This window comes from Rhodococcus sp. ABRD24, assembly GCF_004328705.1.
Lineage (GTDB): Bacteria > Actinomycetota > Actinomycetes > Mycobacteriales > Mycobacteriaceae > Prescottella.
On record NZ_CP035319.1, the window covers coordinates 2,150,053 to 2,171,909 of the forward strand.

The 21,857-nt window shown below is 66.5% G+C and carries 22 protein-coding genes; 6 read left to right on the forward strand and 16 right to left on the reverse strand.

Going from position 1 to position 21,857, the window contains the following annotated elements:
• Positions 1 to 43 precede the first annotated feature (43 nt).
• Positions 44 to 397, forward strand: coding sequence for a hypothetical protein (locus ERC79_RS09465; RefSeq protein ID WP_131577655.1), 354 nt, complete (start codon positions 44 to 46; stop codon positions 395 to 397).
• 31 nt (positions 398 to 428) lie between these two features.
• Here the strand turns inward: ERC79_RS09465 and ERC79_RS09470 are convergent, their stop codons facing one another.
• From ERC79_RS09470 to ERC79_RS09510, 9 genes are all read right to left on the reverse strand, one after another.
• Positions 429 to 1,079, reverse strand: a complete 651-nt coding sequence (locus ERC79_RS09470; protein WP_131577657.1) for a PaaI family thioesterase — start codon at positions 1,077 to 1,079, stop codon at positions 429 to 431.
• Positions 1,076 to 2,344, reverse strand: a complete 1,269-nt coding sequence (locus tag ERC79_RS09475; protein ID WP_131577659.1) for a lipid-transfer protein — start codon at positions 2,342 to 2,344, stop codon at positions 1,076 to 1,078. The genes ERC79_RS09470 and ERC79_RS09475 overlap by 4 nt, the downstream gene beginning before the upstream one ends.
• A gap of 8 nt (positions 2,345 to 2,352) precedes the next feature.
• Entirely contained in the window at positions 2,353 to 4,545 is a 2,193-nt protein-coding gene (locus tag ERC79_RS09480; RefSeq protein WP_131577661.1) for an acyl-CoA dehydrogenase, read from the reverse strand.
• A 326-nt stretch (positions 4,546 to 4,871) separates the two neighbouring features.
• Positions 4,872 to 5,501 carry a TetR family transcriptional regulator gene (locus tag ERC79_RS09485; protein ID WP_207390504.1) on the reverse strand — a complete coding sequence of 210 codons (630 nt, stop codon included), beginning with the start codon at positions 5,499 to 5,501 and terminating at the stop codon, positions 4,872 to 4,874.
• A 411-nt stretch (positions 5,502 to 5,912) separates the two neighbouring features.
• Entirely contained in the window at positions 5,913 to 7,154 is a 1,242-nt protein-coding gene (locus ERC79_RS09490) for a lipase family protein (protein WP_165497069.1), read from the reverse strand.
• Between the two features lie 243 nt (positions 7,155 to 7,397).
• Entirely contained in the window at positions 7,398 to 8,219 is an 822-nt protein-coding gene (locus ERC79_RS09495; RefSeq protein WP_131577667.1) for a DUF72 domain-containing protein, read from the reverse strand.
• Positions 8,220 to 8,277: 58 nt separating this feature from the next.
• Positions 8,278 to 9,171 (reverse strand): IclR family transcriptional regulator, encoded by an 894-nt coding sequence (locus tag ERC79_RS09500; protein WP_131577669.1) that lies wholly within the window; start codon positions 9,169 to 9,171, stop codon positions 8,278 to 8,280.
• A gap of 280 nt (positions 9,172 to 9,451) precedes the next feature.
• Positions 9,452 to 11,077: an acyl-CoA synthetase gene (locus ERC79_RS09505; RefSeq protein ID WP_131577671.1), complete on the reverse strand. Its 1,626-nt coding sequence runs from the start codon at positions 11,075 to 11,077 to the stop codon at positions 9,452 to 9,454.
• Between the two features lie 438 nt (positions 11,078 to 11,515).
• Complete coding sequence (locus ERC79_RS09510; RefSeq protein ID WP_131577673.1) at positions 11,516 to 11,890, reverse strand: DUF4259 domain-containing protein; 375 nt, start codon at positions 11,888 to 11,890, stop codon at positions 11,516 to 11,518.
• Positions 11,891 to 12,260: 370 nt separating this feature from the next.
• Between ERC79_RS09510 and ERC79_RS09520 the strand changes: the two genes are divergently transcribed.
• Together ERC79_RS09520 and ERC79_RS09525 are read left to right on the forward strand one after the other, a co-directional pair.
• Positions 12,261 to 13,916: a GMC oxidoreductase gene (locus ERC79_RS09520; protein WP_131577675.1), complete on the forward strand. Its 1,656-nt coding sequence runs from the start codon at positions 12,261 to 12,263 to the stop codon at positions 13,914 to 13,916.
• Positions 13,917 to 14,124: 208 nt separating this feature from the next.
• Positions 14,125 to 14,907, forward strand: coding sequence for a VOC family protein (locus ERC79_RS09525; RefSeq protein WP_131577677.1), 783 nt, complete (start codon positions 14,125 to 14,127; stop codon positions 14,905 to 14,907).
• A gap of 4 nt (positions 14,908 to 14,911) precedes the next feature.
• Here the strand turns inward: ERC79_RS09525 and ERC79_RS09530 are convergent, their stop codons facing one another.
• Positions 14,912 to 15,769, reverse strand: a complete 858-nt coding sequence (locus ERC79_RS09530; protein WP_242676865.1) for an amidohydrolase family protein — start codon at positions 15,767 to 15,769, stop codon at positions 14,912 to 14,914.
• Between the two features lie 192 nt (positions 15,770 to 15,961).
• A complete protein-coding gene (locus ERC79_RS09535) occupies positions 15,962 to 16,567 on the reverse strand; it encodes a ribonuclease H (protein WP_131577679.1) in 606 nt (201 codons plus the stop codon).
• Between the two features lie 73 nt (positions 16,568 to 16,640).
• On the opposite strand from ERC79_RS09535, the gene ERC79_RS09540 reads away from it, so the two are divergent.
• A complete protein-coding gene (locus tag ERC79_RS09540; RefSeq protein ID WP_131577681.1) occupies positions 16,641 to 17,573 on the forward strand; it encodes a DNA-3-methyladenine glycosylase in 933 nt (310 codons plus the stop codon).
• A 35-nt stretch (positions 17,574 to 17,608) separates the two neighbouring features.
• On the opposite strand, the gene fabG is transcribed toward ERC79_RS09540, so the two are convergent.
• The 5 genes from fabG to ERC79_RS09565 form a co-directional block, all read right to left on the reverse strand.
• Complete coding sequence (gene fabG, locus ERC79_RS09545; protein WP_131580949.1) at positions 17,609 to 18,370, reverse strand: 3-oxoacyl-ACP reductase FabG; 762 nt, start codon at positions 18,368 to 18,370, stop codon at positions 17,609 to 17,611.
• 65 nt (positions 18,371 to 18,435) lie between these two features.
• On the reverse strand, positions 18,436 to 18,885 hold the full coding sequence (locus ERC79_RS09550; protein ID WP_131577683.1) for a hypothetical protein: 450 nt from the start codon (positions 18,883 to 18,885) through the stop codon (positions 18,436 to 18,438).
• A gap of 80 nt (positions 18,886 to 18,965) precedes the next feature.
• A complete protein-coding gene (locus tag ERC79_RS09555) occupies positions 18,966 to 19,397 on the reverse strand; it encodes an arsenate reductase ArsC (RefSeq protein ID WP_131577685.1) in 432 nt (143 codons plus the stop codon).
• Between the two features lie 37 nt (positions 19,398 to 19,434).
• A complete protein-coding gene (gene arsB, locus ERC79_RS09560) occupies positions 19,435 to 20,520 on the reverse strand; it encodes an ACR3 family arsenite efflux transporter (protein ID WP_131577687.1) in 1,086 nt (361 codons plus the stop codon).
• On the reverse strand, positions 20,517 to 20,918 hold the full coding sequence (locus ERC79_RS09565; protein ID WP_131577689.1) for a metalloregulator ArsR/SmtB family transcription factor: 402 nt from the start codon (positions 20,916 to 20,918) through the stop codon (positions 20,517 to 20,519). The genes arsB and ERC79_RS09565 overlap by 4 nt, the downstream gene beginning before the upstream one ends.
• A 78-nt stretch (positions 20,919 to 20,996) precedes the next feature.
• Here ERC79_RS09565 and ERC79_RS09570 point away from each other — a divergent pair, with 78 nt between their 5' ends.
• Both ERC79_RS09570 and arsD read left to right on the forward strand, forming a co-directional pair.
• Positions 20,997 to 21,416, forward strand: coding sequence for a low molecular weight phosphatase family protein (locus ERC79_RS09570; RefSeq protein ID WP_131577691.1), 420 nt, complete (start codon positions 20,997 to 20,999; stop codon positions 21,414 to 21,416).
• Between the two features lie 19 nt (positions 21,417 to 21,435).
• Positions 21,436 to 21,846 (forward strand): arsenite efflux transporter metallochaperone ArsD, encoded by a 411-nt coding sequence (gene arsD / locus ERC79_RS09575; protein WP_131577693.1) that lies wholly within the window; start codon positions 21,436 to 21,438, stop codon positions 21,844 to 21,846.
• The last annotated feature ends 11 nt before the right edge of the window (positions 21,847 to 21,857 follow it).

Below are 21,857 nucleotides of genomic sequence, written 5' to 3' on the forward strand. Positions count from 1 at the left end.
TCGTGTTCTATACCTCCCAGACTGACGAAAGGGAACTTGGACCATGGTGAAGAACTCGACGAAGCCCCAGTCGACGACGTACCGATCGCGAGTGCGGCCGGTACTCGGGGCTGTCGTGTCGGCCGCTGCAACCGCAGTATTGCTGACGTTCACGCCAGGTACCGCCGCAGCGCAGCCCGGGCCGCCGACAATGAACGGCTCGCTCGGAAGCGCGGCCATCGACATCTCCGGCGCGCTGACCACGTTCCTCGAACAGCTGGGTACCGGAAGCTCCGGCAGTCTGGGCAGCGTCGGTGTGGGCAGTGTCGGCCGGTCCCCCGCCGGCAGCCTCGGGAGTTCCTCCACCGGCAGCATGGGCAGCTCCTACGGCAGCGCGATCAGCTCCCCCTTCAGCTGACCGCCGCCGACACCATAGGGCCGTCACAGGGCTAGCGCGGACGCGGCACCGCTGCGTCGATGAACAAACCCTCGACCGAGACGCAAACCTCGCCGGCGGCGTTCTTGATATCGCCAATTGTGTGAATCTTGCGTCCCTCCACCGATATCTGCTTGCCGGTGACGGTCAACAGTTCGAACAGCGGGGTCGGCTTGTGGTAACGCACGTTCAGCTGTGCGGTCATGCCGGCCTTGCCGCCCCATGCGTTCGCTACACCGAGCACGTGATCGAGGATCAACGCCGAGACGCCACCGTGCACGCACCCGGGCGGGCCCTGGTACGGCAGGTTCAGCGTCACGACACCCTGCACCGACCCGTCCCCGAACCCCTCGAGCACGAGCGGTGGCGCGATCGCGTTCTCCGGTCCGGTGATCGGATCGTGCCGGGTGACGCCTTCACCGCTCCACATGTCGATCATCCGCTCGGCCACCTCGGGGGCATGTTCCTCGAGATGGTCGGCGATGCTGTCGAGTTCCTCCGCAACACGATCGAGGTTCGCGTTACCTCGGTCGGTACGCAGCATCGCATCGATCACCCGTCGGGCCGCAGCGGTCGCCCGGTCCACCGGAGCCTCCTGCGGCGCCGATGTCAGCACCGTGCCGTGAGGATGGGTATGGGAGGTCGGGTGATCACCGACGTTCACGACCGAACCTCGCTGATCGCAGGGGTCGGCACCGGCTGACCGCCTCGCTCCGGATCCTCGAAAGACGCTGAGATGGTCCCGGCGCGGTACAGCGTGACGACGCACGCGCCACCGAGGCCGAGGTTGTGTTGCAGGCCCACTCGCGCGCCGTCGACCTGGCGGGCGTCGGCCTTGCCGCGCAGCTGCCACGTCAGCTCGGCGCACTGCGCCAGTCCCGTCGCGCCGAGTGGGTGGCCCTTCGAGATGAGACCACCGGACGGATTGACCACCCACTGGCCGCCGTATGTGGTGCCGCCGGACTCGACGAGCTTGCCACCCTCACCCGCGCCGCACAGGCCCAGAGCCTCGTACGTAATGATTTCGTTGATCGCGAAACAGTCGTGCAACTCGATGACATCGACGTCCTCGATCGTCAGACCCGACTCGGCGAACACCTGCGCGGCCGCGGCCCGCGTCATCGGGGCACCGACAACGTCGATCATCGACTGATCGGCGAACGCCTCGGCCGTATCGGTGGTCAGTGCCTGCGCAACGATCTCGATCGCCTGGTCCTCGAGGCCGTGCTCACGAACGAACCGCTCGCTGGCGACGATCGCGGCACCTGCACCGTCGGAGGTGGGCGAGCATTGCGAGCGGGTGAGCGGCGGGTGAATCATCTTGTCGTCCAGCACCTGCGCCAACGTGTACTCGTCACGAAACTGCGCGTACGGGTTGTGCACCGAATGCTTGTGATTCTTCACCGCGACGGACGCGATCTGCTCCGCGGTGGTGCCGTAGCGCTCCATGTGCTCGAGCGCGGCATTTCCGAACAGCTGCGCCGTCATCGGGCCTGCGCCCCACTCGTGCTTGGCCGTCATCACCTTCAGGTGCTCGTCGAGCGTGGTGACCGTGGGCATTTCTCCGGTGCCGGTGAGCGCCGTCTTGGTCATCTTCTCGAAGCCCACCGCGAGCGCGACGTCGACGATGCCGCCCTGCACCCACTCGCGCGCCATCATCAGCGCCGACGAACCGGTGGCACAGTTGTTGTTGACGTTGACGATCGGGATTCCGGTCAGACCGGTCTCGTACAGCGCGCGCTGACCGGCCGCCGACGGCTGGAAGACGTACCCGACCGCGGCGCGCTGGACCTGGTCGTACAAGATCCCGGCGTCGGCGAGCGCGGCGCCCACCGCCTCGGCCACCATGTCCGGGTACTCCCAGTCCCGAGACTCGATCTTCTCGAACTTGGTCATGCCCACGCCGACGACGAACGTGCGACTGCTCATGGGAGAACTCACTTTCCGGGTTCGGGATCGCGGGGAAGCCCGAGGATCCGCTCGCCGATGATGTTGAGCTGCACGTTGGTGGTACCACCCGCGATCGACATGCACTGCGAACTGAGGAACATCTGAGTGTCCGAGTTCCGCGCCTGCTCACCGAGCAGCGCCCGCGGGCCGGCCCAGTCCATCGCGACCTCCCACACCTGCTGAACGTGCTCGACGCCGAGAAGTTTGGCGATCGAGGACTCCGCACCGGGCTGCGCGCCGGTCAGCGAACGCAGGGTCGTCCGCAAGCCCATCAGCCCACCGGACTGTGCGTCGCACAGCACCTTTCCGAGCACGGTGAGCTGTTCATCGTCCAGACCGCCCGGAATCTCGGCCGCCAGGTTCAGCAGCGCCTCGCCGCCCGAACCCAGCGACGAATCATGCGAGAGCGAGACGCGCTCGTTGGCGAGGGTGGTACGGGCCAGTTTCCAGCCGTCACCGGGCTCGCCGACCAGGCACTCGTCTGGGACGAACACATCATCGAGGAACACCTCGTTGAACATTGCCTCGCCGGTGATCTCGCGCAGCGGACGGATGTCGAGGCCGCTGTTCTTGACGTCGATCAGGAAGTACGACAGGCCCTTGTGCTTGGGCACATCGGGATTCGTGCGAGCCAGGCAGATGCCCCAGTCTGCATCGCGGGCCATCGAGGTCCACACCTTCTGCCCGTTGAGCTTCCAGCCGCCGTCGACCTTGGTGGCCTTGGTCGACAGACTCGCCAGGTCCGAACCCGCACCCGGCTCCGAAAACAGCTGGCACCACACGATGTCACCGCGCAGCGACTGCGGCACGAAACGCTCGAGCTGCCCGGAGTTGCCGTGTGCGATCAGCGTCGGGACCACCCAGTTACCGATGATCATGTCGTGCGGCTTGATCTTGGCCGCCCGCAGTTCCTCGGCGATCACCAGCTGTGCCACGGCGTTCGCGCCCTTACCCCACGGCGCAGGCAGATGCGGCAAGGTGTAGCCGCGCTCGGCCAGATACGCCTTCTGCTCGGAGCCCTCGAGCCCCCTCGCCGGGGACAGCTCGGAGCGCACATCGGCGCGGATCTGCTCCGCCTCCGGCGGCAGCTCGACGCTCAGGACACGGCGAGCACCCTCGAGCGTCAGCTGCGCGACGCGGCGATTCCAGGAAGCAGTGGAGCCCAGCAGGATTCGCAGCGACTGCGCGCGGCGCAGATACAGATGCGCGTCATGCTCCCACGTGTAACCGATGCCACCGAGGATCTGGATGCAGTCCTTGGCGACCTGGAAGGCGGACTCCGGCGCCACCGCCCCGGCCACCGCCGCCGCCAGCGAGGACTCCGCCACGGTGACATCCTCGCTCAGCGCTCGGGCGGCATCCCATGCGGTGACCCGGGCCTGCTCGGCACGGCTGAGCATGCGGGCCGCCTTGTGTTTGACGCCCTGGAACTGACCGATGACACGACCGAACTGCTGACGCACCCGGGCATAGTCGGCGGCCGTCGTGGTGGCCCAGTCCGCCAGACCGGCCGCCTCAGCCGCGAACAGCGTGGCGGCGATATCGAGGACGCGCTGCGAATCCAGCTCCAGCACATCACCGTCAGCCAGCTCGAGCCCGTCCGCCACGACCTCGGCGTTTCGCCGCACCACATCATGGCTCGGCAGCTCGGTGACAGCGAGGCGCTCACGTTCCACCACGACGAACGCGAGCGTGCCCGTTGCGGCGTCGGTGGCGGCGAGCAGGAACAAATCGCCCACCTGGCCGCCGAGTACGAAGCGAGACGTGCCCGACAACGTGACCGCGCCGCCGTCACGCACCAGCTTCAGCCCACCCGGCTGCAGTGCCACCGCGCCGAACACGCTGCCGTCGGCCAAGCCGGGGAGCTCCGCGGTGCGACCCGCCTCGCACAGCACCGCAGAGACCACCGCGGTCGGCAGGAACGGCCCCGGCACCATCGACCGGCCGAGTTCCTCGGTGACGATGGCAAGTTCGACCAGGCCGTAGCCGGCGCCACCGAACTCCTCGGGCAGGTGCAGACCGAGCAGGCCGAGCTCGGCGAGCGATCCCCAATACGCCGGGCGCGTCTCGGCCTTGGCCTCCACGGCCTCACGGATCACCGTCGGCGTCGCATGGCGGGCAGCCCACCCACGAACGGAATCGCGGAGTTCGCGGTCTTCGTCAGTCAAGCCAATGGTCATCGCTATTCCCCTGAAATTTCGTCGGCAGGCGGTCGGAAAGTAGATGGAGCTCGGTGGATCAGGTGCGCGCGGCGACGGTGGTCGTAAACAGCGCACTACCCGGCCGGACCGGTGGACTCGGCTCACAGCTGCGCCGCACAGCGCTTCGACCCGAGACCGAAAACTGAAACACGTTCATTTTCGAAATGTATTCCGCTTACCAGCCGAGAGCAATGGGTGGACCAGGAAACAGCCCGGATCTGCGCCGGAAGCCCAGCAAGTGCGTAGAAACAAGAATGCGTCTCGGCGATTCCCGACGGGCTACCCGTGGACTCTCGGCGAACGGGTCAGCTCCGGGCCGAAACCTGGGCATTCGACAGACCAGCGAGAAGGAGCTCGCACGCGACGCGCAGATCCGACTCGGCGTCCGGCACCGAGATGCGTCCATTCAGGCAGGACTGGATGATGCCGAACCAGGCCGACACCAGCACCCGGACCAGGACGGAATCGTTTTCGGTGACCTGTTCGAGTCCGCCGGCCGCGAACAGCACGTCGCGGAACTGCCGATCGACCTTGGCGACGTCGGGAATCGCCGTCACCCTCGCGGTACTCGTCGCCTGGATCATCGCGGTGGCCAGCACCGGACGCCGCATCAACGCTCTCGTCGCTCGCAGGAGGGTGTCGAAGATTTCCTCCTGCGGCGTGTTCGCCGGATGCGGCCGGTGGCCGAAGCTGTCGCTCATCTGATCGATCTGGTCGACCATGACAGCGACGAAGAGATGGATCTTGGACGGGAAGTAGCGATACAGGGTGCCGATCGCGACCCCCGCAAGCTTGGCGACCTCGTGCATCTGGACCCGCTCGAGTTCCTTCTCGGTGCCCAGCTGCGCCGCGGCATCGAGCATTCGCACGAACCGTGCCCGCTGCTCGGCAGAACTAGGCTCCGCCGCGTCCCGCGCCTCGGCGACTCTCGGCACCATGGACCCCCTACTCGTTTCCGTCAACACCCGCCGTACCCGGTGGCACCGCATACACGAAATGGTCCCACCCGGCGTCGAACCAGTCGATGCGCTTCCACTGTTCGGGAGTCGCACTGCCCCCGTACCGACTCCTGCGATTGCGCGCGCATCGAACCCGAACTCGATGGAGGATACATCCATCCAGGATTGGGCACCCCAGTGCGACATGGTCGACATCGACACCGGCGGAGGCCAACTGGCCGGCACCTACACGGGCACATCGCCGGGTTGAACACGATCCTCCTGGAAAAGGCCGGCCTCGCCGGCGGCGCCGACGGATCCCGGGTCGCGGACGCGCATCCCGAGCCGCGTCCGAAACGCGAAGGGCGGCCCGAGAAATCGGGCCGCCCTTCGCCTACGGGAAGGTGGTCAGGACAGGCCGGGCGTCACCGGCGCGCCGCAGTTGGGGGTCGTCGGGCGCCCCATGACACGGTCGTCGAGCCACTTGTACGCGGCGGGCATGCCGAGCAGCGCATAGCCGACGTGACCCACACCCGGCCCGGACACGAACTGCACGTCGACGCCACGCTCGCAGTACTCCTGCACCACACCAGTCATCGCCCAGTCAGGAATCAGGGTGTCCTTGCTGTCGTGGAAGACGTACAGCGGCATGTCCGGCGTGTTGGCCGTTCGGCCCAGCGAGTTCTTCTCGAACACCGCTCGCACACTGGGAAGGGTGGGGATGTTGCCCACCGTCGAGTACTGAGTCAGGCTGACGTTGTCCGTGTTCTTCAGCAGATCGCTGAGGCACTGGTTGGTCAGACCCGTCGCGAAGGCGATGCCCTCGGGGTTCAGGTAGTCCTGCGGGCGCACCTGCTCCGGGTACGCGCGGGACAGGCCGAGCAGCGAACCCCACGCGGTGAAGCCCGCAGCAGGCTGTCGCGCACTGAGTTCGGCGAGGTTGCCGGGAACACCGCCCTCGGCGGCGCCGATGACGTTCAGTTCCGGCGCGTACGACGCCTTGAGTTCGGTCGCCCAGGCCGTCGCCTGGCCGCCGCCCGAGTAGCCGTACATCACGATCGGCGACTTGGACAGGCCGAGCGGTGCGTAGCGCTGGCTGGCGCGGATGCCATCGAGCACCGCGTGACCCGCCTGATAGCCGGCGATCCACGCCATCTCCGGGCCCTCGTAGTCGGTGGCGACGACGGCGTACCCGAGCGCGAGCATGGGCGAGACCAGTGCCAGATCAGCGTCGGTGCCCTGCGTCAGCGTCACCGACGGATTGCACTGCAGGCCCAGCGAATCGGTAGGCACCTGCACGGAGAGCAGCGGACGCTCGCCAGGTCCGGTCCACGGGCGGTCTGGAATCATCACCGTCGCCGCGGTCGATTCGGGGGCGCCGTGCGCGTCGGAACTGCGGACCAGCAGCTGCGTCGCCTTGACCATCGACCAGGCCGCGTTGGCCGGATACTTGACCTCGACGGTGCGCGAGCGGATCACGTCACCGTTGGCGTAGGCCGCCAGATTGTCGGGCTCCTGGTACCAGGTGTCCGCCAGGGGAACCGGCCCCGGCAGCGGCTCCGCCGCCGACGCCGACGCCGGCGTGACACCCAGTGAGATGGCCACGGCCAGAGCGCCCGCGGCGGCCCCGATCGACCCGGTCAGTTTCATTGGCAAGTTCCTACTCGTCGAGGGCGAGGAAAACCTGTGGGCCATCCTCGGGACAACTAGAAGCCACCGAAATCCTGGCGCTTCCAAGATCATCGCGTTGTTCTTAGCAGGCTTCGGGCCCGATTCCCGTAAACCGGGCCGAGCAGAGGCCGCAAAAAATGTGGACAATTTTCGTGCATAGCGGATCTCGACGCCTGACCAAACAGTTGACCGACCGCCACATCGCCGCCGATGCCGGAATGCTCAGCCCCCGGCGAGCCGGCTCAGCAGCGCCATCGCGTCGAACGGCGCGTGCCCCTTCGCGTCATTGTCGAAGTAGACGAACACATCCCGGCCGCCCGCCGCCCAGCCGCGGACCCTCCGGCACCACCGATCGAGTGCCTCTGCGGTGTACCCGCTGGCGTACAACTCGGCATCACCGTGCAGCCTGGCGTAGAAGAAGTCCGCACAGGGCTCCTCGATGCGCGGATACCGGCCGGCGGTGTCCGCGACTACGAGCGCGACACCGTAATCGCGTGCCATCGACACGAGTGCCGGCACCGCGAAACTGGGATGCCGAACCTCGAGTGCGTGCCGGATCGGGCGGTGAGCGTCGGCGACGGTCAGCACGCGATCATCCGGGAGTTTCTCGTCGCGGCGCTGCACAAGGGTCGCGGCCTCCGTCGTGGTCCGTGGAAGCAGCGCCAGGAACGCGTCCAGGCGCGTCGCCTCGAACTGCAGGTTCGGCGGCAGCTGCCACAGGATCGGCCCGAGTTTCGGACCCAGCGCGAATACGCCCGAAGCAAAGAAGTTGGCGAGCGGGGCCTCGACGTCGAGCAGACGCCGGACGTGGGTGATGTACCGGCCGCCCTTGACCGCGAACACGAAGTCGTCAGGCGTCTCCTCGCGCCACTTCGCATAGCTTTCCGGCTTCTGCAAGGCGTAGAACGAACCGTTGATCTCTACGGATGTCAGACGCCTGGCGACGTAGGCGAGCTCCTTGCGATGCACCAGGCCGGGCGGATAGAAGCCACCGCGCCAGCCCGGGTATGTCCAGCCTGAGATCCCGACGCGGACGTCCGCCATGCCGCCGGAGTCTAGTCCGGAAGACCGAAGTTCCGTCAGCCGCAGACGACGAAATCGATCAGATCCACTGCCCGCTCTGAATGGACAGCAAACGGTCCATCGCGTCGGCGGACCACATGTTCTCCGGGAGTTCCGGCGCCCGGCGCCCGCGGCGCGGTGCACCGAACTCCGGATACAAGGTCCGCGAGATCTCCTGGGCCGCGTCGACGACGAGCGGGGCGACGCGCTCAAGCTGCGCGGTGCGCGCGTCACCGCACAGCGAGATCCCGGCGACCGGACCTTCGTTACCGCGGATCGCGACGCCGACACACGCGACACCGCGAATGGACTCACCGCGCTCGAAGGCAAGACCGCGACGCCGACGAATACGGTTGAGCTCCTGATGGAGCGTGGAGATGTCGGTGATCGTGCGGTCGGTGCAGCGGCTGAAACGCCCCTCGAACAGGCTGTCCACCCGCTCCGGATCGAGCCACGCGAGCATCGACTTGCCGCCGGCTGTCGAATACGCGGGACCGCGGCCGCCAACGCGGGATGGCAGCGACGAGGCGTAGCGGCCACCGACCTTGTCGAGGTAGACGCTCTCGCTACCGTCGAGCACCGCGAGGTGGATGACCATCCCGGTCTGGATGTGCAGCTCATGCAGCAAAGGCGCAGCCGCAGCACGGATCTCGCTGTGACCACCGTCGCCCCCACCGAGGCCGAGGGCACGACGGCCGAGGCAGTAGCCGAAGGACGCGTGCTCGACCCAGTCGAGCCGCACCAACTGATCGAGGATGCGGTGCGCGGTGGAGCGCGGTAGCTGCGTCCGGAGCGCGACTTCTTCGAGGGTGAGTCGGGAACTACGGCCGTCGAACGCGTCGAGGATCAGCGTCATCCGCTCAACCATGGAGGGCGGCAGCTCACGCCGCGGGGCAGGAGGATCTACCGGATCGTCTGGATCGACGACAGTCATCCACGCCTCCACAACCATCCGATCCACTGGTCGACAAAGCAAACCAGCGCAAAACTGAAATTGATTCCGAAACACTATCAGGCGGTCCTGCGGTCCGGGAGCGATCTCACACCGAGATCCTCCACGTACCGGAACCGAAACGCTGTGACACATCACAGCAGGCGCACCGCTGCCGAAGGGCCACCCGGAACACCCCCTGCGCACGGGTAGACACTGCCAGCCACTCCCGGACGCGGCGGCCCACCCCGCCACTGCGGATTGGGGGCGGGCCGCTTTCGCATCAGCCGTTGCGCCAGTCGGCAGCTTCGAGAGTCGCCTTCGCCCAACGATAGTCGGCCTTGCCTGCGGGCGAGCGCACGATCTCGGGCACGACGACGACTGTGCGCGGGACCTTGTAGCCGGCGATCTTGGTGCGGCAGTGCGCGATCAGATCCTCGCGATCGGGCGCGTCGACGCCGTCACGCGCCTGGACCACGGCCGAGACCCGCTGCCCGTACATGGGGTCCTCGATACCGGCAACAAGCGCGTCGAGCACGTCGGGGTGGCTCTTGATGGCCTCCTCGACCTCCTCGGCGTACACCTTCTCGCCGCCGGTATTGATGCACGACGAACCGCGTCCGAGCACGACGATGGACCCGTCCTCCTCGACGCGGGCGAGGTCACCGAGCACGGACAGCCGGACGCCGCCGACCACCGGGAACGTCGCCGCCGTCTTCACCGGATCGCCGAAGTACCCGACCGGGACGTGGCCCACGTGCGCAAGGTATCCGATCGTGTCGGATCCCGGCTCGATCGTGGCGAAGTCGGTATCGACGACGCGTACCTTGGGCGACGGCGGCATCCGCAGCTGGCCGTCCTCGCTCGCCTTGACCTCACCGTCGTTACCGGACTCGGACGAGCCGAACGCGTTGCGCAGGTAGACATTCGGCAGGAGCTCCTGCAACTGCTCGCGGACGCTGGCCGACCAGAGCGCACCACCAGAACCGATGATCCACAGCGTGCTCAGGTCGAAGCGGTCGCCGTGCTCGGCAATGGCGTCGGCCAGCGGACGAGCGATCGCGTCACCCACCACCATGACGCAGTTAAGCTTGTGCTTCTCGATCAGCTCGAGCGCCTCGACGGCGTCGTACTTGGGCATCAGGACCTGCCTGGACCCCATGAACATGCACGTGAACAGTGAGTAGGACGCCGCTCCGTGCATCAGCGGAGCGGTGATCAAGTAGGACATCGCGAACTGGTTGGCCGCCGCAGCAGCGCCGAGCTCGGCACCGGACAGGATCGGGTCGCCCATGAGGTTTCCACCGCCGAGGGCCGCGAAGTAGAAGTCCTCGTGTCGCCACATCACGCCCTTGGGCATGCCGGTGGTCCCACCCGTGTAGATGACATACAGGTCGTCGTTGCTGCGGGCCGGGAAGTCACGCTCGGCGGACTGGTCCGCAATCGCCTTGTGGTAGTCGACGACCTCGACATCAGCGCCGGTCGCGGCCTCAGCGAGTGCGGGCGAGACCGCCGCCCCGATGAGTACGATGTGGCGCAGCTTCGGGCACTTCGGGAGCACCTCGGCAATGACATCGCTGAACTCGCCGTCGGCGATCACGACAGACAGCTGTGCGTCGTTGTAGAGATAGGTGAGTTCGGCGTCGACGTACCGGAAGTTGACGTTGATCGGCACCGCGCGCACCTTGAGACAGCCGAGCAGCGCCTCGACGAACTCGATGCTGTTGCGGGCGTGGAGCCCGACATGATCGCCGGGCTGCACTCCTCGAGCGGCCAGGTGGTGGGCAATCCGGTTCGCACCTGCGTCGAGTTCGGCGTAGGTCCGCGACTCGGGCCCACAGACCAGAGCGACGTGGTCGGGAATCGCGTCGACCACCGCTTCGGTGAGGTCGGCGAGGTTCAATGACATGGCTGGTCCTTCCGGAAAATCGCACTTGGAGCAAAAGTGCGTTCTACCACAAATTTCCGATGCCTGTGCCGAGGATCACAAGCAAGAAATAGAATAAATTTCAATCGACCTCCGTGAATGCGCCGGCGAGAACGGACACCGCCGGACAGGAACGCCTACCGTGCGAGCGTGAAACACACCGCAATTCAGGTCGATCCAACTCCGAAGAACCGTTGCAGTATCACTAGAACAAATACTAGTTTTACGCCGTCACGCAAAAGGTAAATGAGCCGTGCGTGGTGGATCAGCCGAGCGCGGCGAACCGCACGACCCTCATCACCGGCTCCGGGGCGGGGGCTGTGCTGACGACAGCTCCGACCGGAAGGTCGATGACTGAGCATGGGAGATCGCCTCGCACTCCCCAGTTCGACCTCGACCTCGTCGGCCGGGACGCACGAGCTAGACCCGTTCCCGCTCGGCGGCGACAGCAACGGCCCGCTCGAAGGTGCGGACGAGGACGGCCCGACGCGTGACCTTGTAGTCGTCGTCCGGCTCGAGTTCGTCGATGTACTCGTCCCACACACGCAGGTATCGGTCGCGCCAGTCGATCAGCACTGTCGTCGACGGAAAGGTCACACCCACCCGTCGCGTCTCGGCAATCTCGGTGAGGATCTCGAGCCAGGCCGGCACCATCTCCCCGCCCCACTCGTCCGGCTCCAGGCTCGAGTCGTCCTCGAACTCGGCGGTGATGTCCTCGACGATCCGGCCGGTCAGCATTCCCAGCCCGTCGGCGACGGTGTCGCTGTCGAAGTTTCCGGAACCCCAGACGCCCATACGCCCTCCCACTGTTGCTCGTATCGATTGCCGGTCGAGCTTATGGGTGCCCCGGAAGAAGAACTCGACAGGCACCGACATTCAGGCGCACACGCACCATTTCGGACGGACTTCGGCGGAGGCTTCTCGAATTGGTCGTGGTGAATCGGCGATCCCGGGACGGACATCGCCCGTCACAGTGTTCCTCGCGGACCAGGATTCGAAATACATGACGAGACAGGCGCTTATGTCGGACGGTGGCAACGCCGAGCTGCGGTGATCATGTTCGATGCGTACCAATTTTCCGGTACTTCCTCGAAGGCTCCGCTGTCGGCGGTATAACCCTTGCTGTCAAGTGAGTTACCAAACAAACTACCGACAGAGGAGATCCATGTCAGATAGCCAGGCGTTCCGAGCCGATGCAACCCGAGGGGTTGCCAACGTCTCCCGCCGCCGATTCCTCGCAGGAGCAGGTCTCGCCGCCGGAGCGCTCGCGCTCTCGTCGGTGTCGACCTCTGCTTCCGCCTCCCCCCGCCGCGCCCTCGGTGACGGCGACCGGATTCCCGCGCTCGTCATCGGCAGCGGATACGGCGGTGCGGTCGCCGCTCTGCGTCTGACCAAGGCAGGCATCCCCACCCACATCGTCGAGATGGGCCGCAGCTGGGACACCCCCGGCGCCGACGGCAAGATCTTCTGCGGGGTGCTCAACCCTGACAAGCGCTCGATGTGGCTGGCCAACAAGACGGATCAGCCGGTCAGCAAGTTCATGGGCATCGGCATCAACAAGAGCATCGACAAGTATGTCGGTGTCCTCGACGCCGAGAAGTTCTCCGGAATCAAGGTCTACCAGGGCCGCGGTGTCGGCGGCGGTTCGCTCGTCAACGGCGGTATGGCCGTGACGCCGAAGCGGGGCTACTTCGAGGAGATCCTCCCCTCGGTCAACTCCACCGAGATGTACAACACCTACTTTCCGCGCGCGAACGCAAGTCTCGGTGTCAACAACATCGACCAGGCCTGGTTCGAATCGACGCCGTGGTACCAGTTCGCGCGGACGGGCCGTAAGACCGCCCAACGATCCGGGTTCGCAACGACTTTCGTGCCGAACGTCTACGACTTCGAGTACATGAAGAAGGAAGCTGCTGGGCAGGTCGCCAAGTCCAGCCTCGGCGGCGAGGTCATCTACGGCAACAACGCCGGCAAGAAGTCGCTCGACAAGACCTACCTTGCTCAGGCGGCAGCCACCGGCAAGCTCACCATCACCACGCTGCATCAGGTCACGAAGGTCACCCCGGCCAACGGCGGCGGCTACAGCGTCACCATGGACCAGATCAACGAGCAGGGCAACAAGATCGCCACCAAGGTCGTCACCGCGGACCGGGTGTTCTTCGCCGCCGGTAGCGTCGGTACCAGCAAGCTGCTGGTAGCAATGAAGGCCCAGGGCCACCTGGCCAATCTGTCGAACAGCGTCGGTAGTGGCTGGGGCAACAACGGCAACGTGATGGTCGGCCGGGCCAACCACATGTGGGACGCCACCGGCTCGAGGCAGGCGACGATCCCGACCATGGGCATCGACAATTGGAACGACCCCAACGCCCCGGTCTTCGCCGAGATCGCCCCGCTCCCCGCGGGCCTGGAAACATACATCAGCCTCTACCTCGCGATCACGAAGAACCCCGAACGCGCTCGCTTCCAGTTCAATTCGAGCACGGGCAAGGTCGATCTCTCCTGGGCGGCGTCTCAGAACCAGAGGGGCATCGACATGGCCAAGAAGGTCTTCGACAAGATCAACAAGAAGGAAGGAACGATCTACCGGACCGATCTGTTCGGTACGTACAAGACCTGGGGCGACGACTTCACGTACCACCCGCTGGGCGGCTGCCTGCTGAACCAGACCACTGACAACTACGGGCGCCTGCCTGAGTACCCAGGCCTGTACGTCGTCGACGGCTCGCTGGTGCCCGGTAACGTCGGCGTCAATCCGTTCGTCACGATCACCGCACTCGCGGAACGAAACATGGACAAGATCATCACTGCCGATTTCGTCTAGAAACGTTCTCGTCCGCGGTTTCGCAGTCCGCTGTGGAACCGCGGACACCCGGATTCTGCGATAACCTGGCCTGGTGCTCGGCCGCGTGTCGCAGCGTTCGGATCCACCGTCCGATATTCACTTCCTCCCTCCGCCGCGACGTGCGCTCGGGTCGGCCGTGCTGCAAGTCGACAGTGCACCACGTCGACACGACGGAGAGGACCTCGCGATGTCTACACGTTCGAGTTACGCCCAAGGAACGCCGGACTGGGTGGATCTACAGACTCCGGACCAGTCAGGAGCAAAAGAGTTCTACACCGCCCTGTTCGGCTGGGTCTACGACGACCGACCGATGCTGGAAGATGCGATCTACTCCATCGCGACGCTGCACGGTGAACTGGTCGCGGCAATCGCCCCGCTGCCGACCGGCTCATGGCCGGCCGACACGCCAGCGCGGTGGAACACCTTCCTCGCGGTCGACGACGTGGACACGGTGGTGGCCAAGGTGGAACCGGCGGGCGGACGGCTCATCCTCCCGGCATTCGACGTCGGGGATGCCGGAAGGATGGCCGTCCTCGCCGACCCCACCGGAGCCGAGGTGAGCCTCTGGCAGGCCCGGACGCATCTCGGCGCCACCCTCGTGAACGAGACCGGCGCCTTGATCTGGAACGAGTTGATCACCGACAAACCGGACACGGCGCTGGCCTTCTACCGCGACGTGGTGGGGATAGGCAGCACAAAGATGCCGATGCCGGACGGCGACTACACCGTCCTGCAGGTCGATTCCGATGGCGTCGGTGGCTGCCTGCCGCCGCCGCGGCCGGATGTCCTCAATCACTGGCACGTCTACTTCTGCACCGAGGACACCGACGCGACGGTCGACACGGCGATCGCTGCCGGCGGGGCGCTGATGGCCGATCCCTTCGACATGAAGACCGTCGGCCGAATGGCGGTACTCGCCGACCCGCAGGGCGCCGTCTTCAGCGTCATGCAGCCCGAGCCACCGGCCTGACTCTTCAGCTGATCCCGAACAGCACCGCGGCATTGTGGTGGGCCACCGCGCGCACCCAATCGTCACCCAGATCGAACCGCTCCAGGGCCTCGAGCGCGTCGAGGTACGAATACGGGATGTTGGGGAAGTCGCTGCCGAACAGGATGCGGTCCTGCAGGTCCCGCAATCGGGGAACCTCGGATCGCGGGAATGGGATCTGTGACTCCGAGAAGTCGGTGAAGGCCATCGTCGTATCGAGGCACACATTCGGGTATCGGTCCGCCAGATCGAGGAATTCCGCGTACTCGGGCATCCCCATGTGTGCGATCACCAGCGCCAGCCGCGGGTGCCGGGCAAGGAGCCGCGCAATGCGGTCGGGGCCGGTGAACCGGCCCGGCGCTGGACCGGATCCGCAGTGAATCACGATCGGGGTACCGCTGTCGGCGAGCAGGCCCCACACGGGTTCCAGAAGCGGGTCGTTCGGGTCGTAATCGCCCACCTGGACGTGGGACTTGAAAACGCGTGCCCCGGCCTCGAGCGCCGCCGTGACGTAGCCGGGCGCCGACACCTCCGGGTAGAACGTCGCGGTGTGCAGGCAATCGGGTGTGCGGGCAGCGAAGTCCGCGGCCCACTGGTTGAGCCACGCCGCCATCTCTGGCTTGTGTGGATAGAGCATCGACGTGAATCTGCTGACACCGAACGCGCGAAGGTGCTCGAGCCGAGACTGTTCCTCCATGCGGTACCGGATCGGCCACTCTCGGCCCGTGAGCGGGCCGGCCGCATCGAAGTAAGCCCAGACCTTGTCCATGACTGGCTTCGGCATGAAGTGGGTGTGGATGTCGATCAGCGCGGTCAGTCCCAGACGCTCCCGGAACTCGACCACGCCGGCAGCGTCGGACTCCCATCCTTGTTCGGCCCGATCAGCGGGTTCACACACGCACAGTCCCTCTCGCCGCTCCACTGCCCGGGTGACGCCGGTGCATTCCTGCCGACCCTAACCCGGATGGTGCGTGCTCCGTGAGACCCGGGTTCGACACCGTCCTTCCGGGTCGCGCGCGGGTTTCGGCAACTTGACTCAGAAGAGAGTGAGTAAGGGCTCCGGCTGGCAACCGCCCGCCGCGATGGTGCCGACACCGCTCGATTTGCCCGACGGCCGGGCGGCCGCCTGGCACGGCGCCTCGTCTGCGGGCAGCGATCTGTTCGTTGCGGAAGTTGCCGTCTCCGCATGCCACGGGGCAGCCTTGTCGGGGTCCGCGGCGACAGCACGCGCTGCCTCACCCGCCAGCTTGTCCGCCATCTCGTTGAAGTGGTTGCCGACGTGTCCGCGCACCCACCGGAACCGGACCGGGCCGGGGCGCTCCACGATCGCCCGATCGATCCCCTGGACGAGTTCGACGTTCTTCACCGGGCCGCCGGACGTCGTCTTCCATCCCTTTCTCTTCCATCCCGGTAGCCATTCGGAGGCGCACTTGATGGCGTACTGGGAGTCGGATTCGATGAGCAGTGGCTCGGCTCCGGGATGCGCGACGATCGCCTCGAGCAGCGCCCGCAGCTCGGCGCTCTGGTTGGTACCGGACACCTCACCGCCCGACTTGCTGGGGCCCTCGTGATTGACCCAAGCCCAGCCGGTCGCACCGCCCGGATTCCGCAGACACGAGCCGTCGGTACTCACGATGATCATGGCTTCGGACAATACGTGCTCGCACCGACATGCGACGGTCCGGTCCCGGAGCGTCGGCGCTAGGCTTCCCGCAATGACCGGTACGGCCTCCGACGTGCACTTCGAGATGGTCACGCGACGTCCCGTGGACCTTGCGTCGACCCTGTCGCCGCTGCGCCGCGGACGGTTCGACCCGTGCCATCGGGTCGAGTCCGACGGGACCGTGTGGCGCACATCGCTGCTGCCGTCCGGCGCAGTGACCTACCGGCTCCGGCAACGGGGATCGAACACCGTCGACGTCCGGGTGTGGGGTTCGGGAGCCGAGGAGTTCGGCGCATTCGCACCCGGGCTGGTGGGTGAACACGACGCAGATGCCGCCGGCACTTTCGAGCCCTCGCACCCGAAGCTCGTCGACGCGCACCGCCGCTACCCGAACCTGCGGATAGTGCGGACCGCGCGGGTCCTGGAATCGCTGGTGCCGGCGATCCTCGAGCAGCGGGTGCACACCGAGGCTGCGTACACGTCGTGGCGGCGGCTCGTCGGAAAGTTCGGGACACCGGCACCCGGACCCGCGCCCGACGGGATGCGGGTGCCGCCGCCCGCCGATGTGTGGCGGCGGATCCCGTCGTGGGAGTTCCACGCCGCGAATGTCGATCCGCGGCGCGCGCAGACGATCGTCGCGTGCGCTCGCGTAGCCGATCGCCTCGAGGAGATCGTGGACCTCGACCGCGACGCCGCCCACCGTCGACTGCGGGCCGTCCCCGGGGTGGGAGCGTGGACCGCCGCCGAGGTCGCGCAGCGCGCCTTGGGCGACGCCGACGCGCTGTCGGTCGGCGACTTCCATCTGGCATCGATCGTCGGCTGGACTCTGCTCGGCCGGGCGATCGACGACGACGCAATGGTCGAGTACCTCGCCGACCTCCGGCCCCACCGCTACCGCGCGATCCGGTTGCTGGAGATCAGCGGGCACGCGCGCAAACCGAAGTTCGGCCCCCGCACGCCTATCGTCGACCACCGCTGGCACTAGCGAGACCGACCTTCCGCCAGCACCGAACGGGAGCGTCAGGCCTTCGGGCCACCCGCGACGTAGACAACCTGCCCGGAGACGAATCCGGCGCCCTCACTGACGAGGAACGACGCGGTGTGCGCGATGTCCTCCGGCAGGCCGACCCGCCGCACCGGGGTCTCCGCGGCGACACCGGCCTTGAAGTCCTCGAACGACACTCCAAGGCGCTCGGCCGTGGCAGCAGTCATCTCCGTGACGATGAAGCCGGGCGCGATCGCGTTGGCGGTGATGCCGAACGGGCCGAGTTCGAATGCGAGCGTCTTGGTCAGTCCCTGCATTCCGGCCTTGGCTGCGGAGTAGTTCGCCTGGCCGCGGTTGCCGAGCGCCGAGATGCTCGACAGGTTCACCACGCGGCCCCACTTTGCCTCCACCATGTACTTCTGCGCGGCCCGCGTGAGCAGAAAGGCGCCGCGCAGGTGCACGCGCATCACGGAGTCCCAGTCGTCGACCGACATCTTGAACAACAGGTTGTCGCGCGTGATCCCGGCGTTGTTGATGACGACGGCCGGCCCACCCAGCTCGTCCGCAACGCGTGCGACGGCCGCCTCCACCGACGACTCATCGGCCACATCGGCACCGACCGCGAGGGCACGCCCTCCCGCATCACGAATCGCGGAAACAGTTTCGGCGCATGCATTCTCGTCGAGATCCAGCACCGCCACCGCGAGACCGTCCGATGCGAGCCGTTTCGCGATCGCGGCGCCGATCCCCCGCGCCGCGCCCGAGACCACCGCAACCCGCTGATTGCCGTCCGCCATGTCCGTCATCTCCGTCATTGCCCCATCCTGCCGCTCGCCGATGTTGTCTGCGGTGACGCTACGCGTCAGGACAGCGATACCGGCCGGATGTCGGCGACGATCCGGTCGATGGCGCCGGCCTCGAGCTCGAAGCTCTCGACGATCTCCACAGTCATCAGGCGCATTCCGCCGATGCCGGCATCGAGCAGATAGGTGGTGTGCACGGTATTACCGGTCTCGGCCATCGTCAGGTTCCGCACGCCCTGGATGACGCTGTACTGCACACCGTGCCCCAGATCGTTCGCCAACTGCGGCCCGGAGAAACCCGTCTGCAGACCGGCCTCGACCCGCGTTGCATCCGGCGTGAACCGCACAGCGCTCGCGTCGTGACTGACGAGGGCGTCGATGTACGCACGGGCCATCGCCTGGTTGGGGCTGTCATCGGGATTCGGCGCCGCCGATACGGCTGCCGGTGCAATGATCGCGACGGCGATCGCGGTGAGGAGTGCTGACGGAGCTGTCTTGGCAATTCGCATGCCGCATCGTAGCTAGAACTTGTTCCACTCTTGCGCAAAACCGCGAGGTCACGTACCAGTCGCCTCGGACCGGGTTCCGGTCAGGAGCGAGCGGGTGCGGCGGCCAGCTCGGCGATCAGCGCCTCGACCTTCGCCTTGATCTCGTCACGAATCGGGCGCACCGCGTCGATGCCCTGACCGGCCGGGTCGTCGAGAACCCAATCGCGGTAGCTCTTGCCGGGGAAGATCGGGCAGGTGTCCCCGCAACCCATCGTGATCACCACGTCGGAGGCTTGCACGGCGTCGACGGTGAGAATCTTCGGGGACTGAGTCGAGATGTCGATGCCGAGTTCTGCCATCGCCGCCACGGCGGCGGGGTTCACCTGGTCGGCCGGGGCGCTGCCCGCTGAGCGGACCTCGATCCGGTTACCGGCGAGCGCGGTCAGGAATCCGGCGGCCATCTGGGAGCGGCCGGCATTGTGCACGCAGACGAACAGGACCGACGGCTTGCCGTCCGGGGATGCGGTGGTCATCGCGAGCCTTTCGGAGGTAGTGGAATTCAGTCGGGAATCACGACGGAGGATGCGTGGGCACCGATGTAGGAGGGAAGCGTTTACGCAGGGCGAGGGAGACGTAGACGAGGCCGACGAGGACTGGGACCTCGATCAGCGGGCCGACGACCCCGGCGAGGGCCTGCCCGGAGGTGACGCCGTAGGTGGCAATCGCGACGGCGATCGCGAGTTCGAAGTTGTTGCCCGCGGCGGTGAACGCGAGCGTCGTGGTCCGCTCGTAGCCCAATCCCATCGCGGCGCCGAGGGCGTAGCCGCCGCCCCACATGATCGCGAAATATGCCAGCAACGGCAGCGTGATCCGCACGACATCGATTGGCCGGGAGGTGATCTGGTCGCCCTGCAGCGCGAACAGAATCACGATGGTGAACAGCAGCCCGTACAGGGCCCACGGGCCGATCCTCGGCAGGAACGTCGACTCGTACCACTCGCGTCCCTTGGCCTTCTCCCCGAAGTGACGGGTCAGGAACCCGGCGAGCAGCGGGATACCGAGGAAGATCAGCACGGACTTGGCGATCTGCCACGGTGAGGTGTCGATGGTGGTCTGCTCGAGACCCAACCAGCCGGGCAGGACCGAGAGGTAGAACCATCCGAGGACGGCGAACATGATCACCTGGAAGACGGAGTTGATCGCGACCAGCACTGCGGCCGCTTCCCGGTCCCCGCAGGCGAGGTCGTTCCAGATGATGACCATCGCGATACAGCGCGCCAGACCGACGATGATCAGGCCCGTCCGATACTCGGGCAGGTCGGGCAGCAGCAGCCAGGCCAGCGCGAACATCAGCGCCGGCCCGATGATCCAGTTGAGGACGAGCGAGCCGAGCAGCATCTTGCGGTCGCCGGTAACCGTGTCGAGTCGGTCGTAGCGCACCTTCGCCAGCACCGGGTACATCATGATCAGCAGGCCGAGTGCGATCGGCAGCGAAATCCCGTCGAGTTCGACAGCGCTCAGCGCATCGCCGAGGCCGGGGATCATCCGGCCCAGGAGCAGCCCGGCGACCATGGCGACGCCGATCCACACCGGCAGGAACCGGTCCAGGGTCGACAGCTTGCCGACAACAGCAGGGTGGGCGACGGTCTCGCTCATAGGGCCACCTCCATCGCAGCGACCATCGGCACGCATGCCGAGCCTTCGACAACACCGGACTCCGATGACAGCACCGCCGACAGCTGCGCGAGTGCAGCGGGGATCACCCGGTAGTACACCCAGGTGCCGCGGCGCTCGCAGTCGAGCAGCCCGGCCTCGCGCAACACCTTGAGGTGGTGCGAGATCGTCGGCTGCGACAGCTCGAACGCCGGGGAGATGTCGCACACACAGCTCTCGCCGTTCTCGTGGCTGGCGATCAGACTCAGCATCCGCAGACGGACCGGATCCCCGAGCGCCTTGAACATCCGGGCCAGGTCGCAGGCCCAATCCGAGGTCAACGGCTCCCGCGTGAGCGGCGAGCAGCAGGCTTCGACTCCACTCGACGATTGATTCGACATACGTCTATATTGACTCTTATCGATTCAACTCGTCAACCGAATGGCCGGTGAACACGGCCACCCGGGAAGGATCCGAGCGTGAACAAACCTTCGGTGCTGTTCGTCTGTGTGAAGAACGGCGGCAAGTCCCAGATGGCGGCCGGGCTGATGCGTAAGGCCGCCGGCGACGCGGTCGAGGTGCACTCGGCCGGCACCAAGCCCGGTACCGCCGTCAACGCCCTGTCCGCGCAGTCATTGCTCGAGGTCGGCGTGGACATCACCGCCGAGACACCGAAGGCGATCGACCCGCAGCTGGTGCGTGAGGTCGACCTGGTGGTCACCCTCGGCAGCGAGGCCCACGTCGATCCCGTCCCGGGGACCCGGTTCGAGAACTGGGACACCGACGAGCCGTCCGAGCGCGGCATCGACGGCATCGAACGCATGCGCCTGGTCCGTGACGACATCGCCGCCCGCGTCGACCGGCTCGTCGGCCAGCTCACCGCCCCTACCCACCCCTGAGAACTGAGAGGACCAACTGATGACCCGTATCGAGGTGTTCGAGCCCGCACTGTGCTGCAACACCGGGGTGTGCGGCGACGACGTCGACCAGGCCCTGGTCACGTTCACCGCCGACATGGACTGGATCAACTCCCGCGGCGGCGACGTCGCGCGCTTCAACCTCGCTAACGAGCCTCTCGCCTTCGCGGAGCGGGAACCGGTCAAGGCGTTCCTTCAGCTCTCCGGTTCCGAGGGACTCCCGCTCGTCCTGGTCGACGGCATCACCGCCGTCACCGGCCGCTATCCCGACCGCGCCCAGCTCGCCAAGTGGGCCGGTATAGCCGCCGAGCCGGTGGCCGCGCCCGCCGGGACCCAGATGCTCGGCCTCGCCGACACCACCGGCGCCGGATCCTGCTGCGGCGACGGCCCGGACAACACCAGCTGCTGCTGAAAGGTCGACCC